Origin of the sequence: Demequina sp. TMPB413 (assembly GCF_020447105.2) — a bacterium.
Taxonomy (GTDB): Bacteria; Actinomycetota; Actinomycetes; order Actinomycetales; family Demequinaceae; genus Demequina.
In genome coordinates, this window is the sequence record NZ_CP096184.1 from 674812 (window position 1) to 691489 (window position 16678).

A 16678-nucleotide genomic window follows, 5' to 3' on the forward strand; every position below is an offset into this window, starting at 1 on the left:
ACTCTGCTCGGGTAGTGCCCCAGCGTCGGCCGTTGTCGCCTGCCTCGCTAGAATCCTTGGGTGACTTCCCCCGAGACTTCCCTGGACGACGCGCGCTACGACTTCCACACGATCGAGCAGCGGTGGCAGCCGGTGTGGGCGGACAAGCAGCCCTTCCGCTCGGGCGACCCGAGTGACACGCGTCCCACCAAGTACGTGCTGGACATGTTCCCGTACCCCTCAGGCGACCTCCACATGGGTCACGCCGAGGCGTATGCGCTGGGAGACGTGATCTCGCGGTACTGGAGCCTCAAGGGTTTCAACGTGCTGCACCCCATCGGGTGGGACTCGTTTGGGCTGCCAGCGGAAAACGCCGCGATCAAGCGTGGAGTGGACCCGGCCGGTTGGACCGAGGCGAACATCGCGCAGCAGCGCACCTCGATGGAGCGCTACGCGTGCTCGTTTGACTGGGACCGCGTGCTGATGACGCACCGCCCCGAGTACTACCACTGGAACCAGTGGATGTTCACGCGCCTGTACGAGCGGGGCCTGGCCTACCGCAAGCCGTCCCTGGTGAACTGGTGTCCCAACGACCAGACCGTGCTTGCCAACGAGCAGGTGGTCGCCGGACTGTGCGAGCGCTGCGACACCCCCGTCACCAAGAAGAAGCTCACGCAGTGGTACTTCAAGGTCACCGACTATGCGGACGAGTTGCTCGACGAGCTCGAGACACTGCGCGGCACGTGGCCATCCAAGGTGATCGCGATGCAGAAGAACTGGATCGGCCGCTCGCGAGGCGCCGACGTCCAGTTTGTGATCGAGGGCCGCGAGGCGCCCATCCCGATCTACACCACGCGGCCAGACACGCTGTTTGGCGCGACCTTCATGGTGGTCGCGGTGGACTCCGACCTGGCAGCAGAGCTGGTGGCCGACGCCGACGCTGGGATTCAGGAGGAGTTCGCCGCTTACGCCGAGAAGGTCAAGGGCGACACCGAGATCGAACGCCTCAGCACCGAGCGTCCCAAGACCGGTGTGTTCCTTGGCCGCTACGCGATCAACCCCGTCAACGGGGAGAGGCTGCAAATCTGGGCCTCCGACTACGTGCTGGCCGACTACGGCCACGGCGCCATCATGGCCGTGCCTGCCCACGACCAGCGCGACCTCGACTTCGCACGCGCCATGGGTCTTCCCGTGCGCGCCGTCCTGGATTGCCGGGACGACGAGGGCAACCCGCTGCCCGACCCCGCCGAGTCGGGCGTGGCGACGGTGGGCGACGGCACCCTGATCAACTCGGGCTCCCTGGACGGCCTGGACAAGGCAGAGGCGATCACCGCGATCATCGCCGAACTCGAGAAGGCGGGAACGGCGTCGGCGTCGGTCAATTACCGCCTGCGCGACTGGCTGATTTCCCGTCAGCGCTACTGGGGCACGCCCATCCCGATTGTGCACTGCGACGCGTGCGGCGAGGTGCCCGTCCCCGACGACCAACTCCCCGTGAAGCTGCCGTCCACCGAGGGCCTGGACCTGAAGCCCAAGGGGCAGTCACCTTTGGCCGCCGCCACGGACTGGGTCAACACCACGTGCCCCAAGTGCGGCGGTGCGGCCCTGCGCGACACCGACACGATGGACACCTTCGTCGATTCCTCCTGGTACTTCCTGCGATTCCTGTCGCCGGGCAAGACCGACGGACCCTTCGATCAGGCAGAGGCCAAGAAGTGGGCGCCCATCGACCAGTATGTCGGCGGCGTCACCCACGCGATCCTCCACCTGCTCTACGCGCGCTTCTTCACTAAGGCGCTACGCGACATGGGCATGATCGACTTTGGCGAGCCCTTCACCGCGCTGCTGAACCAGGGCATGGTGCAGATGGACGGCTCGGCGATGTCCAAGAGCCGCGGCAACCTCGTGAGCCTGGCCGCGCAGTTGGACGAGTTTGGTGTGGACGCGATTCGCCTCACGATGTCCTTTGCGGGCCCGCCTGAGGACGACATCGACTGGGCCGACGTGTCGCCCGCTGGCTCCGCCAAGTTCTTGGCGCGCGCATGGCGGCTGGCGCGTGACGTGTCGAGCGAGCCCGGCGTCGACCCTGCCGAGGGAGACCGCGAGCTCAGGGCCGTCACGCATCGGACCCTTGCCGACGCCTCAGAACTGGTCGAGTCCTTCCGCTTCAACGTGGTGGTGGCGCGAGTGATGGAACTGGTCAACGCAACCCGCAAGGCGATCGACTCCGGCGCGGGGCCTGCGGACCCCGCCGTGCGCGAGGCGGCAGAGGTGGTCGCGAAGCTGCTCAGCCTCTTCGCTCCGTATTGCGCCGAGGACATGTGGTCGATGCTGGGTCACCAGGATCTGGTGGCGCTGTCGGGACTGCCGCCTGTCGATGCTTCGCTGTTGGTTCAAGAGACCGTCACGTGCGTGGTGCAGGTCATGGGCAAAGTGCGCGAGCGCCTCGAGGTGTCGCCGGACGCCACCGAGGACGAGCTGCGCGAACTCGCGCTCGCCTCGCCCAACGTGCAGCGAGCCATGGACGGCGCGCCGGTGCGGACCGTGATTGTGCGCCCGCCAGGGCTCGTCAACGTGGTCGTCAGCAAGTAGGCGGCGATGACGTCTCGGGTGGCTGTCGCGACGGACTCGTCGTCTTGCCTGCCCGCCGAGCTTGCGCGCTCGTGGCGCGTGGGCGTGGCGCCTCTCCAGGTCATCATCGACGACGAGGCCTTTGTCGAGGGCGAAGGGGTGACGCCTGACGCCGTGGTGAGCGCCATGGTGGGGGGAAGCAGGGTCAGCACATCCCAACCGAGCCCGCAGGCGCTGCTAGATGTCGCCGAGTGGGCCAAGGCTGACGGCGCCGAGTCGCTCGTGTTCGTCTCGCTGTCGGCCAAGATCTCCGGCACGGCTGAGACGATGGAGGCCGTCGCCGAGCGCGCGCCGCTCGCGGTCACCGTGGTCGATTCTGCCACCGTCGCGCTCGCGGCGGGGCTGGCGGCGCTCTCGGCGAGCGCGGTCGCGGCGGCAGGCGGCGCGTACGACGACGTGGTGGCCGAGGCGCAGAGAGCGGCCAGGTCATCGATGTGCCTGTTCACTCCCGAGACCCTCGAGTACCTTCGGCGGGGAGGGCGGGTTGGTCCCGCCGTCGCCGCCATCGGTAAGGCCCTGGGCGTGAAGCCGGAACTCGGCATTATCGACGGTGAGGTAGCGCCGGTGTCGCGGCACCGCTCCTCGGCCAAGGCGCACGCGGCCATGCTGGACCGCATCGCCTCGCGAGCCACCACCATGCGCCACCCCGTCATCGGCATCATGACGCTGCCTGGGGACGAGGCCCTCGTGACTCGGGCCCGGCAGATCCTTTCTACCAGGGGCGATTGGCCCGTAGTGGAGGCGGGGCTGTCCGCCGCGCTGGCCGCACACTCGGGCCCAGGCACCCTTGCGGTGGCGCTCGTGGACGTCCATGCCGACGTGGCGGCGCAGCTGAGCGCGTAGCTCTCGCGCTGGCGTCTTCGCGTGGGACATCTCATCTGGGCGTGAATCCACCAGCCGTCGCGTCGTCCACAGGCCGAGTCTGCTGAGCGGTACCCCCGTCTTCGTAATTCCTCCCGGCATTGCTCGAGCCGTGCGTCATAGCGTCGGCGTATGGACTCCAGCCCCGACGTGACTGCTCGGGTCGACCATGCGCTGCGGCAGGCCGCCGCGCGCGCGTACGAGGCCGCGAACGGCGCCCTTGGCGAAGACGTGCGCGACGCCCAGCCGGCGCGGTGGCGATGGGAAGTGTCACCGAGGGTCGCCGTGACGGTCGCCATCCTCGCGGCGATCATCGGCGCGGTGGTCGTGTGGGGTCCAGGGCTCGCGGGACCTGGTCCGCGCGCCCCCGTCGGGGAGATGGAAGGTGCGGCGGGTGGGGAAGGGGGCATGCCCGCGTCCGGAGATCTGGTCGGGGGTGCGGGTGTGGGCGGACTCGGAGGCGACGGCGCAGCCGTGAACGTGCACGTCGCAGGGGCGGTCACGCAGCCAGGCGTGTACGAGCTTCCGGCCGGCAGCCGCGTCACCGATGCGCTCGAGGCTGCTGGCGGCGCGGTCGAGGGTGCTCAACTGGACGCGATCAACCTTGCGAGGGTCGTGGCCGATGGCGAGCAAGTGAGCGTGCCCACTGTGGCCGAGGCGGATGCACAAGGCACCGGTCGTTCCGACGGCCGGATCAACATCAACTCGGCCGACGCGGGGCTGCTCGAGGACTTGCCCGGAGTGGGCCCAGTGCTCGCCGATCGCATCGTCGCCTATCGAGAGGATCACGGTCCCTTCGCTTCCGTCGAGGGGCTCGACGCGGTCAGCGGTGTGGGTCCTGCCGTGCTTGAGGGGCTGTTGGACGCGGCCACCGTGTGAAGGAGCACGACGCGAGACTGCTGCCTGCGGCCGGTCTCGCCATCCTCACGTGCGCGTGGGGTTCCTCGACGGCGGGGTCGTGGCGCGCGGCAACGTTAGGGTGGTTGGTCGCGGCTGCAGTCGCGCTACTCACGCTCGCGGCACTCACGCATGCCACGCGGAGGCTCCAGGGCATCGCGCCGAGGGTGCACCTACTCCGTGCCAGAGACCTCGCAGTCCTCGCTTCCTTCACCTGCGTACTCGTCGCGATCGTCTCGGCAACGGCGGCCGCGAGCCACCGGCAGCACGTGCCGGCCGAGGTGGTGGCAGGCGTGACTGGTGGCGCGACCATCGAGGCGATCGGCACCGTGATCTCCGATCCACGCCCTGCTGGTCGCGACGTCTGGACGGGCGTGGAGAGGCACGCCATCAAGGTCTCTGTCTATGGCGCGTGCGCCTCGCCGTGCCACGAGTTCGAGCCCGCCAGATTCACGCTCGACGCGATCGCCGAGGGCGCCGTGAGCGCTCGACTAGGCGACGTCGTCTCCGTGTCGGGCACCGCGAGCCCCAGCCGCGACAGCCGCGTCGAGGCGAGCGTGTGGGGCGCCTCTATTGCGGTGGTGGAACCCGCGCGCGGGCCGCTGGCCACCGTGGACAAGGTTCGCAACAGTGCGAGGGAGTCCGCCGCGTCGCTTCCAAGTGAGGTGCGGGGGCTCGTGCTCGGGATGGTGATCGGCGACACCGACCAGATGCCCGCGAGCCTCGAGGCCGATATGCGGACCACGAGCCTCACTCACCTGACGGCGGTCTCAGGGTCCCACTTCGCGATTGTCGTGCTCGTCAGCGGGTGGCTGCTCACCCGTTGGGTGCGGCGGCGGTGGCTGCGCGCACTCGTGCTCGCCGTGGTCATGGCGGCACTTGCGGCGGTGGTCTTGCCGGAACCGTCTGTGCTGAGGGCGCTCACCATGGCCCTTGCCATTGCTCTCGGATGGTGGTGGGGCAGACCGGCGAGGGCGCTCCCAGCGCTCGGCGCTGGCGTCCTCGTTCTGCTGCTGGTCGAGCCGGGCCTCGGAGGCGCGATCGGCTTCCAATTGTCCGTGGTGGCCGTGGCCGCCATCGTTGTGTGGGCGCCCCACCTCGAGCGACGGCTAGGCCGGTGGATGGCGCCGTTTCTCGCGCGCGCCGCCTCGATACCGCTCGCCGCATGGCTCGCATGCTGGCCGCTGCTCGTGTCCCTGAATCCAGGCATCGGCCTGTACGCGGTGCCGGCGAACCTGGTGGCCGCGCTCGCCGCGTTCCCCGTGACCATCATCGGCCTGGCATCCCTGGTCGCAGGCCTCGCATGGCCGGGCGCGGGAGAGGCGGGAATGCACTTCGCTGGAGCGTGTGCCTGGCCGGTGGTGTGGGCGGCCCGCGCCTTCGCGTCGGCTCCAGGAAGCTGGTGGGAGTGGCCAACCGGATGGGTCGGCGTGATCCTTGCCGCTACGGTGACCGCGGCCGTTGCCTTCGCCTCGACTGCGCGTCGGGTGCGGGGCGTCTTCAAGCTCGCCGCCGCCCTTGTGGCGGTGGTCTGCGTGATGACCGCTCCGGCGCTGACGGTGCGTGTGGGGCCGGTGCTCGACGACTGGAGCGTTGTCGTGTGCGACGTGGGCCAAGGGGACATGATGCTGGTGCGCGTCGACGCTCACGCCGCGGTCGTCGTCGACACCGGGCCTCCCGGCGGCGCGGGGGCGGCCTGCCTCGAACGCTACGACGTGCGGCAGGTCCCGTTGCTGGTGCTCACACACCCGCACGCGGATCACGACGGTGCCGTGACGGAGATCGCCGCCGTCGCCAGCATCGACCAGGCCTGGGTATCGCAGGTAGGGGAGTCGGGCGAGCATGGAGCGGGCGCGGCCGACGCGAGGGCAGCAGGTGCCACCGTCACCGTCCCTGCTGCGGGCCAACTGTGGCGAGCGGGCGATGCTTCGATCGTGACGCTCGGTGGGGCGCTGGCGCTTTCGCCCGCCCACGCGTCAAGCGAGATCAATGACGCGAGCATTGCCTTGTCGGTGCGGGCAGGTGAATCGACCGTGCTCGCCTTGGCGGACCTTGAGGAGCAGGGTCAGGCCGAGATTGCGTCGGCGCTGGCAGGTCCCGTCGTGGTCGACCTGGTGAAGGTCGCTCACCACGGCTCGGCCGTTCAGTCGGAAGCCCTCGCTGACAAGGTGACGGCTCGAGTGGCGGCAATCAGCGTCGGCGCCGACAACTCCTATGGTCATCCCGACCGCGGCACGGTCGCGTTGTATGCGCTCCGCGCCGCCATCGTGCTCACCACCGCCCAGTGCGGGGACATCGCGATCGGGCCCGGCGGCACGGTGGCGTCAGCGTGTCCCACCGGCGTGGCAGGCTAGTGCCGTGCCAGCGCCCTCCTCGACTCGCCGCGCCAACCAAGGTGCACCGCCTTGGCATCGCGCCAAGCCTGCGCCCGTGGTGCTGATCTCAGGGCCAGAAGCTCTCCTCGGCAGCCGGGCCGTGAGCCTCATCATCGCCGCGGCAACGGCCAGGGACGCGGAGACCGACGTTCACCGCGTCGAAGCCGCGACGTACACCGCAGGCCTGTTGCGCTCGGCGGCGAGCCCGTCGCTGTTCGGTGGCACCGCCCTCGTGGTCATCGATGGGGCCGAATCGATGAATGATGCCTTTCTCACGGACGCGCTCGAGTATGTCGCTGCGCCCGACCCTGAGGCGGTGGTGGTCATCAGGCACGGCGGCGGCAACAGGGGCAAGAAGCTCCTCGACGCAGCGCGCGCTGCAGGCGTTCCCGAGTTCGGCTGTCCCGCGATCACGCGAGATGCCGATCTGGTCGACTTTGTCGCGTCCGAATTTTCGAGGGCCGGGCGCCAAGCCAGCGCCGCCGCCGTACGAGCCCTTGTCGATTCGGTGGGCTCGGATGTCTCTCAACTCGCCGCGGCCTGCTCACAATTGACGCTCGATGTCGATGGCGGGATCGATGAGGCCGCGGTCGCCAAGTATTACGGCACTCGCGTCAACGCCACCGGATTTGCCGTGGCCGACGCCGCCGTCGTCGGCGATCGCGCCAAGGCACTCGCACTCGTGCGGCACGCCTTGGAGACGGGAACCGACCCGGTGCCGCTCGTCGCCGCCATGGCGTCAAAGCTGCGCACCCTTGCCAAGGTGGGAGCTGCGCGCGGCAGGGGAGTAGACCCCACTCGTGACCTCGGCATCGCTCCTTGGCAAGTCGATAAGGCCAGGCGCGAGCTCAGGAACTGGGATGCCGACCGCCTCGCGGACGCGATCGAGCACGTGGCAGCGGCCGACCACGCGATCAAGGGCGGTGACAGGGCGCCGGCCTTCTCGATCGAGCGGCTGGTGCGCCACATCGCAGACCTGGCGGCCGACGCCTAGGTCGCGATCGGCGGGCCGGTTCGCGAGGGCGTCATCGGCTACGGTGCGGAAGGACGGTGTGATCGGCCCGGCAGTGCACATCGGTCGACCAACGCAAAAGGCCCCGCAGCTGCGGGGCCTTCAGCGGTTCACGGGAGCGGCTTTAGAGCTGCCCCACCTGCTTGGCCAGTGCCGACTTGCGGTTGGCAGCCTGGTTCTCGTGGATGACGCCCTTCGAGGACGCCTTGTCGAGCTTCACGGAAGCGGTCTTGAGCGCAGCCTCTGCTGCAGCCTTGTCGCCAGAAGCGATCGCTTCGCGCACCTTGCGCACCTGCGTCTTCAGCTCCGACTTGACGGCGACGTTGCGCAGGCGCGACTTTTCGTTCGTGCCGATTCGCTTGATCTTGGACTTGATGTTTGCCACGGGAATCCCTTGAGGTCTACGAAAGTTTCTCGTGCGTCGCTCTTGCGCGCACACGGCGTCCTAGCATACCAGCAAGGCTGGATCAGAGCGAGCCGATGACCTTGTCAAAGGTCTTCCGGTCTAGGACGGCACCCTCCCGGCGTACATCGTCCGGATGGATCCTGATGATCCTATCGAGTCTGACCTCGCTCGGACGCCGCTGCGAGTCCCAAGCCCCGGATCCCACGTCCATCCACCGACGACCCCAGCGGGCCTCGTCGGCCGCATCCCTGTCGTGATCCTTCGATGTCAGCATCAGGCACAAGAGCCAGCCACGCGCCTGGCCGATGGCGAGCACCGGTCGGTCCTTGCCTTGAGTGTGATCGTCCTCGTAAGGGACCCAGGTCCACAGAATCTCGCCCGGGTCTGCCTTGCCATCGAGCTTCGCGGCGTACCTGGGCGTGAAGGAACCGGTGAAGTCGCCTGGGTAGCGACGACGCCGCGTCGAGCGACGTGTCCGGGCTGGCTGCTGTGAGCGGCGCCCGGGAGAGCGCATCGCCGATGCCGCGGCCCTGAAAAGCCCGCTGAGCGTAGGACGCATGGTGACGACGCTAGTGGGGTCGGGCGTCGGCGAGCCAACCAGGCAGCGCGTCACCGTCTGCGTCGATGGTCGCCCCGTCATCCGCGCCATCCCTCGCGCTGCTGGCTGCATCGCTAGACTCCGTCGCCGCCCGTGGCAGCCCCAAGGTGATCTGCTCGGCGGGCACGGCGTGGCCAAACAGGAAGCCCTGACCAAGCTGCCAGCCGTGGCGCCTGGCAATCGAGAACTGCGCTTCCGTCTCGATCCCCTCGATCACGCCGTACAGATTGAGTGATCGCGTGAGCGCAGCCATGGCTGTGGAGATGCGGTCGCCGGTGCCCCTGTCACCGAGGCGCAGCGTGAACTCCCTGGCCAGCTTGAGTCCGGAAACGGGGTTCTGGAGCACGGAAGACAGGGCGGAATAGCCGGTGCCAAAGTCGTCGAGGATGAGGTCAACGCCAAGATCGGTCAACGCCTTCAGGTCGGCGCGAGCCGACGCGGTGGCCAGCAGCATCCCCGATTCGGTGATCTCCAAGCCGAGCTGATGAGGGGAGGCCCCTGAGGTGTCGAGCGCACTGCGGACCACGCGCGCGAGATCGGCCGTGCCGATCTGCCGCGTCGAGACGTTGACGAACACCCTTCCAGCGAAGTTCGGGCGCGCCGCGAGAAACTCGCATGCCTCGTGCAAGACGACCGAACCGAGCGGCACCACCAAGTTGGCGTCCTCTGAGATCGGAATGAATTCGTCGGGAAGCAGTAGGCCCCGGACGGGGTGCTGCCACCTGACGAGCGCCTCGAAAGCCACGATGTCCTGGGTCTCAAGGTCAACGACGGGCTGGTAGTGCACCACCAGCTCGCCCTCGCGAATCGCGCATCGCAGTTCCGACTCAATTGACAACTTGGTGAGGGCCGTCTCGCGCATCGAGTCGTTGAACACCTCGACGCGGCCTCTGCCACCTTGCTTGGCGGCGCACATGGCCATGTCGGCATTGCGCACCAGCGACTCGGCCGTCACGCCAGGGGAGGCCATGGCCAGCCCGCCGGAAACGGACGGAGCAAGTTCATGGCTGTCGATGTGGAACGGCTGGCTCACGGCCGCAGCGATGCCGTTCAAGACGGACTTCGCGGCGTCAAGGCCCATGACGTCCTCGACAACGATCACAAACTCGTCTCCGCCGAGTCGCGCGACGGTGTCCGCGGCCCGCACGGCGCCCTGAATGCGCCTCGCAATCTCGACAAGCATGATGTCGCCAGAGTCGTGGCCTAGGGAATCGTTGACCACTTTGAAGTGGTCCACATCGAGGAAGATGCAGGCGACGGTGCCGGCTCGCGGCTCGTGACTATCGAGCGTCTGCTCAAGCCGCTCCATCAGCAAGGTGCGGTTCGCCAGCCCGGTCAGGTGGTCGTACAAGGCACGCCGCTCGAGCAGATCGCGTGCGCGCCGCACCTCCGTCACGTCCTCGACTTGAGCGACGTAGTGGTGGTCGGAGCCGTCGTCGGTGACCACATCGGAGACGGTCACGCGCACCCAGATGGTGTCGCCGTCACAATGCAGTATGCGCTTATGTACCTGGTAAAAGGGCACTTCGCCACTAGCGAGCCGGTTCATGAGCTCGACGTCACGCGGCAAGTCATCGGGGTGCGTGTACTCCGCGAAGTGGCGGTTCTCGAGTTCGCTTGCGCTACGGCCGACGATGCGCGCGAAGGCCTCGTTCACCTCGATATACCGGCCACCGGTGTCCATGATGACCATGCCGATGGGAGAGTCGCGGAAGGTCAGTCCGAACAGGTCGTTGCGCGTCGCCATTCGGTGCGCCCTCCCTGTCGATTCGTGTGGCCATAGTGGCACCGTTATCACTATCGGCATCACGTGACATCTCTGAAGCCCCACGTCGTGGGACGATAGGAACCCCTGACGTCGTCGAAGGAAGTCCCGCTACTCGTGCCCGCATCCTCCATCGAGCCAGCCGCCACTGCGCCGGCGCTCATTCGCAACTTCTGCATCATCGCCCACATCGACCACGGCAAGTCGACGCTGGCAGACAGGATGCTGGGCATTACGGGCGTCGTATCCGAGCGCGCAGCGCGCGCTCAGTACCTGGACCGCATGGACATCGAACGCGAGCGCGGGATCACCATCAAGTCCCAAGCGGTGCGCATGCCGTGGGCAGTGGAGGGTAAGGACCACGCCCTCAACATGATCGATACGCCGGGCCACGTGGACTTCACGTACGAGGTGTCCCGTTCGCTCGCAGCCTGCGAGGGCGCCGTGCTGCTGGTCGACGCGGCGCAGGGGATCGAGGCCCAGACCCTCGCCAACCTGTACCTGGCGATGGAGAACGACCTCGTCATCATTCCTGTGCTGAACAAGATTGACCTGCCGTCGGCCGATCCTGACCGCTATGCCGCAGAGCTCGCACAGCTCATCGGCTGCCAAGCCGACGACGTGCTGCGCGTGAGCGGCAAGACCGGCCAGGGCGTCGGCGAGTTGCTCGACCGTGTGGTGCGCGACATTCCAGCGCCGGTGGGGGATGCCGAAGCGCCCACGCGGGCGATGATTTTCGACTCCGTGTACGACACGTATCGCGGCGTCGTCACCTACATCCGCGTCATCGATGGCTCGCTCAAGCCGCGCGAGAAGATCGCCATGATGTCGACCCTTGCGACCCACGACTTGCTGGAAATCGGCGTCATTAGCCCCGAGCCGGTGCCGACCAAGGGCCTCGGCGTCGGCGAGGTGGGCTACCTGATCACGGGTGTGAAGGACGTGCGCCAGTCGAAGGTCGGCGACACCGTGACGCTGGCAGGGCGGCGTGCGACCCAGTCTCTTCCTGGCTATCGCGACCCTCGTCCCATGGTCTATTCGGGGCTCTTCCCCCTCGACGGCTCCGACTTCCCCGTGCTGAGGGATGCGCTTGACAAGCTTCAGCTCAACGACGCCTCGCTCGTGTACGAGCCCGAGAGTTCCGTGGCGCTCGGCTTCGGATTCCGGTGTGGCTACTTGGGTCTGTTGCACCTCGAGATCGTGCGAGACAGGCTCGAGCGTGAGTTCGACCTTGAGCTCATCTCGACCGCGCCCAACGTCGTGTACGAGGTGGAGATGGAGGACGGCAAAATCCACACCGTCACCAACCCCTCGGAGTTCCCCGCAGGCAAGATCGCCCAGGTGCGCGAGCCGGTCGTCAGCGCGACCATCTTGGTACCAAGTGAGTTCATCGGCACAGTCATGGAACTGTGCCAAGAGCGTCGCGGCGTCATGGGGACCATGAACTACCTCTCAGAGACGCGTGTGGAGATGCACTACACGCTGCCGCTTGCCGAGGTGGTGTTCGACTTCTTCGACCAGCTCAAGTCGCGCACGCGCGGCTACGGTTCGCTCGACTACGAGCCCTCCGGCGAGCAGGCCTCCGACCTTGTCAAGGTCGACATCTTGCTCCAGGGCGAGACGGTGGACGCCTTCAGCGCGGTGGTTCACAAGGACGCCGCCTACAAGTACGGCCTGTCGATGGTGGGCAAGCTCAAAGACCTGATCGACAGGCAACAGTTCGAGGTGCCCATCCAGGCCGCCATCGGCTCGCGGATCATCGCCCGCGAGACCATTCGCGCCATCCGCAAGGACGTGCTGGCCAAGTGCTACGGCGGCGACATCTCCCGCAAGCGCAAGCTGCTCGAGAAGCAGAAGGCCGGCAAGAAGCGCATGAAGAACATCGGTTCCGTCGAGGTGCCGCCAGAGGCCTTCATCGCGGCGCTCAGCACCTCTGACGACGGCTCGGACAAGGGCAAGAAGAAGTCGTGACCGACGCGGTGGAGGCCGCGGAGGTGCCGTCCGAGGGGGTGGCGTCCAAGGCGGTCGCATCGGCGGCCCCAGCATCGGCGTCGTCTGCGCGTGACTTCGGGGTCTACATCCACGTCCCCTTCTGCCGCGTCCGATGCGGATACTGCGACTTCAACACCTACGCTCCTGGCGAGGTCCAGGGCGCGACGCGCGAGGGCTACGTCGAGGCGGCGCTCGCGGAGATGGCGATGGCGAGGCGAGCCAGGGGTAGTGATCCCAGGCCTGCGTCGACAGTGTTCTTCGGGGGCGGCACTCCCACGATGCTCGACGCCTCGGCGCTTGTCGCGCTGCTCGACGGGGTGAGGGAGACGTGGGGTCTCGCCGTCGGCGCGGAGGTCACCACCGAGGCGAACCCCGACTCGGTGACGGCGGAGTCGCTCACCGCCTTGGCGGGCGCTGGCTTCACGAGGGTGTCCTTCGGCATGCAGTCGGCGGTCCCTCACGTGCTCGCAACCCTTGAGCGCACCCACGACCCGGCGAACGTGGAGCGCGCCGTCGACTGGGCGCGCGCTGCTGGCCTTGCGGTCAGCCTCGACCTCATCTACGGCACGCCGGGGGAGTCGCTCGATGACTGGAAGACCTCGCTCGCCGAGGCCATCAGGCTCGCTCCCGATCACGTCAGCGCGTACGCGCTGGTGATCGAGCCTGGAACCAAGATGGGTGCGCAACTGCGCAGGGGCCAGATCCCCGCAACCGATCCTGACGTCCAAGCGGACATGTACGAAGCGGCCGACGAGGCACTAGGCGGCGCCGGCTATGCCTGGTACGAGGTGTCAAACTGGGCGCGCACCCCTGGCGACGCTTGTCGCCACAACATCGCCTACTGGCGCAGCCAGGACTGGTGGGGAATCGGCCCTGGCGCCCACTCGTACCTTGGCCCGCGCGTCGGCGCCCAAGGGGAGGCGCTGCCTGCCACGCGGTGGTGGAACGTCAAGCATCCCCTCGCGTATGCGACGCGCGTCGCCGAAGGGCAAGACCCGGCCGACGGCCAAGAAGACCTTGACGACGACGACCTCGCCCTCGAGCGGGTCATGTTGGGTCTGCGGTTGTCCGACGGGCTCTCGCTCGATGACATTCACCCTGAGCAGCGTCAACGGGTCGCTGGACTGATCGCCAACGGCCTTGTCGATGGGATCGCCGCCGCGGGGCCCCAACGCACCGTGCTCCTTACGCGACGCGGCCGGCTGGTGGCCGACGCCGTCGTGAGAGAGCTCACGCCGGTGTAGCCCGTCCCGCCTTCCTTGGGGCGAGCTACACCTTGAAACTGCCCACGAGCGTCAGCAGCGACTCCGACATTTCGGCGAGGGACCCGATCGCGCCCTGCGCCTCAACCACGCCGTCGGACGTCACTTGCGACGCTTGAGCGACGCCGGTGATGTTGCGCGCGATGTCTCCCGTGCCGATCGCTGCCTCCGCGACCGATCGTGAGATCTCCGAAGTGGTAGCCGTCTGCTCCTCGACAGCGGCGGAAATGGTCGCCTGGTAGTCGTTGATCGACCCGACCACGTCCTCGATGTCGGAGATCACCAGCACGGCCGCCGCTGTTTCCGTCTGGATCGCCGCGACGCGCTGCGAGATGTCTTCCGTTGCCCTGGCGGTCTCTTGCGCGAGTTCCTTGACCTCGCTCGCCACGACCGCGAAGCCCTTGCCTGCGTCGCCCGCTCGCGCCGCCTCAATGGTGGCATTGAGGGCGAGAAGGTTGGTCTGTTCGGCAATCGAGGTGATGAGCTTGACGATGTTGCCGATCTGCTCGGACGACTGACCCAGGTTCCGGATGGTCGTGCCGGCAGAGGTGGCCTTCTGGACGGCCTGCGACGAGACGGTCGAGGCCGAACTCGCGTTGGAGGCGATCTCCTGAATCGAGGCGCCCATTTGCTCGGAACCTGCCGAGACCGACTCGACGTTGTGGGTAACTTGTTCTGCTGCCGCGGCCGCGAGTTCTGCCTGAGCAGCGGCTCCCTGGGCGGCAGAGCTGATCTGGCTGGTCGAAGCGGAAAGCTCTTCCGTCGCGCTTGCGAGTGTGGTGGCATTCTCTGTGACCGTGGTGACGACGGCGGCGATGGAGGTGACCGCGTCGTCGAGGGCGCGGCCCATGCGTCCCAGTTCGTCGGTAGAGGTGAGTGCGGCCCTGGCCGTGAGATCGCCGTCCTTGAGGCGGTCAGCCATTCCCACCACATGCTTGAGGTCGCGAACGATGCCCCTGGAAATCAGGACTCCGGCCGCGACTCCCATGACCAACCCCACCACCAGAATCACCGCGACCGTGAGCAGGGACGACTCGTACGTGGCTTCGCTGGCGTCTGCGGTCGCGGCGGCCGCCTCCATTTCACCCTCGATCAGCGCCGTCACGTCATCGACCATGAGCGTGGTGGGGTTCGCGAGTGCGTCGTTTCGCACCCTGATGAAACGGTCGAGGTCCTGAGCCTGACTGGTGGCGCGCAGCAGCGTTGACCAGACGTCGAGGGGGGCTGGTGCAGGAACTGGTGACAGTTCGGTTTAGGCCGCGAGGGCCAGTGGTGTGTTCATGATGGTCTCGTACTCGATGGGGGTCAAGCGTCCGAGCCGGTCTTGGCGGCGGCGCCGGTGGTAGGTCCGTTCGATCCAGGTCACGATCGCGATGCGGAGCTCTTGGCGGGTGTCCCACCGTTGCCTGTTCAGCACGTTCTTTTGGAGCAGGCTGAAGAACGATTCCATTGCGGCGTTATCCCCGGCAGCGCCGACGCGACCCATGGATCCGACCATGTGGTGACGGTTCAGTGCGTGGCCCATCTTCCGGGACCTGAATTGGGATCCACGGTCGGCGTGCAGGACGCATCCGGTGACGTCGCCGCGGGAAGCGACGGCGTTGTTCAGGGCGCTCACGGCCAACTGGGCTGGCATGCGGTCACCGATCGAGTAGCCCACGATGCGGTTGGAATACAGGTCTTTGACCGCGCAAAGGTAGAGCTTGCCTTCACCCGTTTGGTGTTCCGTGATGTCCGTGAGCCACACCTGGTTCGGGCGGTCGGCCCTGAAGATGCGCCTCACGAAGTCGTCGAACACGGGCGGGCCGGCCTTGGTGGCCTTGCCCCGTTTGCGTCGCTGTGTGGCCGACACCAGGCCCGCCTGAGCGGACAGTGACCACGCGGTTCTGCGCGCCATCGGCCACCCCGCGACCTCGGCCTCGTCGCCAAGGAACCGGTAACCAAACTCAGGGTCCTCGCGGTGAGCATCAACGAGCGCATTCATCCGATGCGCCTGCACCCACTCCAGCGCTGTCACCGGGTCACTGAGCCACCGGTAGTACGGTTGACGTGCGATCTTGAGCACCCGGCACGTCACCGTGACGGGCACGCCGTCCACGGCCAACTCGCGGACGAGCGGGTAGATCATTTTGGGTGGCCACCGAGCCTGAGGTTGGCCTGCGACAAGTACGCTGCCGCACGACGCAACACCTCATTCTCTTGCTCGAGAAGCCGGTTCCGCCGACGCAGCTCCCGCACCTCTTGCGCCTGCTCACGGGTCACCCCTGGCTTCTCACCGTCTTCGACATCGGCTTGACGCAACCAGTTCGACAACGTCGCATGAGAGATCCCGAAGTCCTCGGCGATCTGTTTCTGCGGCGCCTCACGGCGCCGCGCGACCGCGACCACGTCACGGCGAAACTCCTCAGGAAAAGCTCTAGACATGACAACATCCTTCCACCAGGACCCGCCCGGATCCCAGAAGTCAGTTGTCACCAATCACTGCACCAGCCCCAGGTACTTCTCGAGCGACGCTCTGAAGTGCTCGATAATGGGTGCCGCCTCTGGGTCGACAGTGATCGCCTCGAACTCTGCGAGTGCGTCCTGCACACCCTGGGTGCGCTCAAGGATCTTCTGGTCGACAGCCGTCTTGTCGGCGACATTGTCCGCGAGCAGGTGATTCACCACCTCCATACGGAGGTCATCCACCGCGACCCGAAGCTCACCGGCTGCGTGCACACCAGGGAGGTTCACCGTGGCGACTTCCTGTGCGCCCGCATCCATCGTGCGCATCGAGAGGATCCCTCCCGCGCCCACTGCCACAGCGACAATGAGTGCGATCCCGATTGCTCCCAGCACCCGAACGGCAATTCCTTGGTTGCGTACCCAACGTCCCATGGCGACAGTGTCCCCCTCGCTTT

Annotated in this window: 12 protein-coding genes and 1 pseudogene; 7 read left to right on the top strand and 6 right to left on the bottom strand. The window is 67.0% G+C overall.

The annotated features are described in order from the left end of the window. Positions 1–60 precede the first annotated feature (60 nt). The 5 genes from leuS (at position 61) to holA (ending at position 7737) form a co-directional block, all read left to right on the top strand. Entirely contained in the window at positions 61–2571 is a 2511-nt protein-coding gene (leuS, locus tag LGT36_RS03240) for a leucine--tRNA ligase (RefSeq protein WP_226095726.1), read from the top strand. A gap of 6 nt (positions 2572–2577) precedes the next feature. Further along, positions 2578–3453, top strand: a complete 876-nt coding sequence (locus tag LGT36_RS03245; protein ID WP_226095727.1) for a DegV family protein — start codon at positions 2578–2580, stop codon at positions 3451–3453. A 150-nt stretch (positions 3454–3603) separates the two neighbouring features. Then, complete coding sequence (locus LGT36_RS03250; protein WP_226095728.1) at positions 3604–4350, top strand: ComEA family DNA-binding protein; 747 nt, start codon at positions 3604–3606, stop codon at positions 4348–4350. Further along, positions 4347–6722: a ComEC/Rec2 family competence protein gene (locus LGT36_RS03255; RefSeq protein ID WP_226095729.1), complete on the top strand. Its 2376-nt coding sequence runs from the start codon at positions 4347–4349 to the stop codon at positions 6720–6722. Before LGT36_RS03250 ends, LGT36_RS03255 begins: the two co-directional genes overlap by 4 nt. A 4-nt stretch (positions 6723–6726) precedes the next feature. Beyond that, positions 6727–7737, top strand: a complete 1011-nt coding sequence (gene holA / locus LGT36_RS03260) for a DNA polymerase III subunit delta (protein ID WP_226095730.1) — start codon at positions 6727–6729, stop codon at positions 7735–7737. Positions 7738–7879: 142 nt separating this feature from the next. On the opposite strand, the gene rpsT is transcribed toward holA, so the two are convergent. From rpsT to LGT36_RS03275, 3 genes are all read right to left on the bottom strand, one after another. Then, positions 7880–8140 carry a 30S ribosomal protein S20 gene (gene rpsT / locus LGT36_RS03265; protein WP_226095731.1) on the bottom strand — a complete coding sequence of 87 codons (261 nt, stop codon included), beginning with the start codon at positions 8138–8140 and terminating at the stop codon, positions 7880–7882. 82 nt (positions 8141–8222) lie between these two features. Beyond that, the gene (locus LGT36_RS03270) at positions 8223–8720 is read right to left on the bottom strand and encodes a type II toxin-antitoxin system PemK/MazF family toxin (protein WP_226095732.1); all 498 of its coding nucleotides are present in this window, start codon (positions 8718–8720) and stop codon (positions 8223–8225) included. A 10-nt stretch (positions 8721–8730) separates the two neighbouring features. Further along, entirely contained in the window at positions 8731–10506 is a 1776-nt protein-coding gene (locus LGT36_RS03275; protein ID WP_226095733.1) for a bifunctional diguanylate cyclase/phosphodiesterase, read from the bottom strand. Positions 10507–10641: 135 nt separating this feature from the next. Here LGT36_RS03275 and lepA point away from each other — a divergent pair, with 135 nt between their 5' ends. Both lepA and hemW read left to right on the top strand, forming a co-directional pair. Beyond that, positions 10642–12495, top strand: coding sequence for a translation elongation factor 4 (gene lepA / locus LGT36_RS03280; protein ID WP_226264464.1), 1854 nt, complete (start codon positions 10642–10644; stop codon positions 12493–12495). 38 nt (positions 12496–12533) lie between these two features. Further along, positions 12534–13760 (top strand): radical SAM family heme chaperone HemW, encoded by a 1227-nt coding sequence (gene hemW / locus LGT36_RS03285; RefSeq protein WP_370634271.1) that lies wholly within the window; start codon positions 12534–12536, stop codon positions 13758–13760. 25 nt (positions 13761–13785) lie between these two features. Here hemW and LGT36_RS03290 read toward each other — a convergent pair whose 3' ends face one another. From LGT36_RS03290 to LGT36_RS03300, 3 genes and pseudogenes are all read right to left on the bottom strand, one after another. Beyond that, the gene (locus LGT36_RS03290; protein ID WP_226264358.1) at positions 13786–14931 is read right to left on the bottom strand and encodes a methyl-accepting chemotaxis protein; all 1146 of its coding nucleotides are present in this window, start codon (positions 14929–14931) and stop codon (positions 13786–13788) included. A 99-nt stretch (positions 14932–15030) separates the two neighbouring features. Further along, a pseudogene (locus tag LGT36_RS03295) lies at positions 15031–16202 on the bottom strand (IS3 family transposase). 54 nt (positions 16203–16256) lie between these two features. Beyond that, complete coding sequence (locus tag LGT36_RS03300) at positions 16257–16655, bottom strand: MCP four helix bundle domain-containing protein (protein ID WP_226096042.1); 399 nt, start codon at positions 16653–16655, stop codon at positions 16257–16259. Positions 16656–16678: the final 23 nt, after the last annotated feature.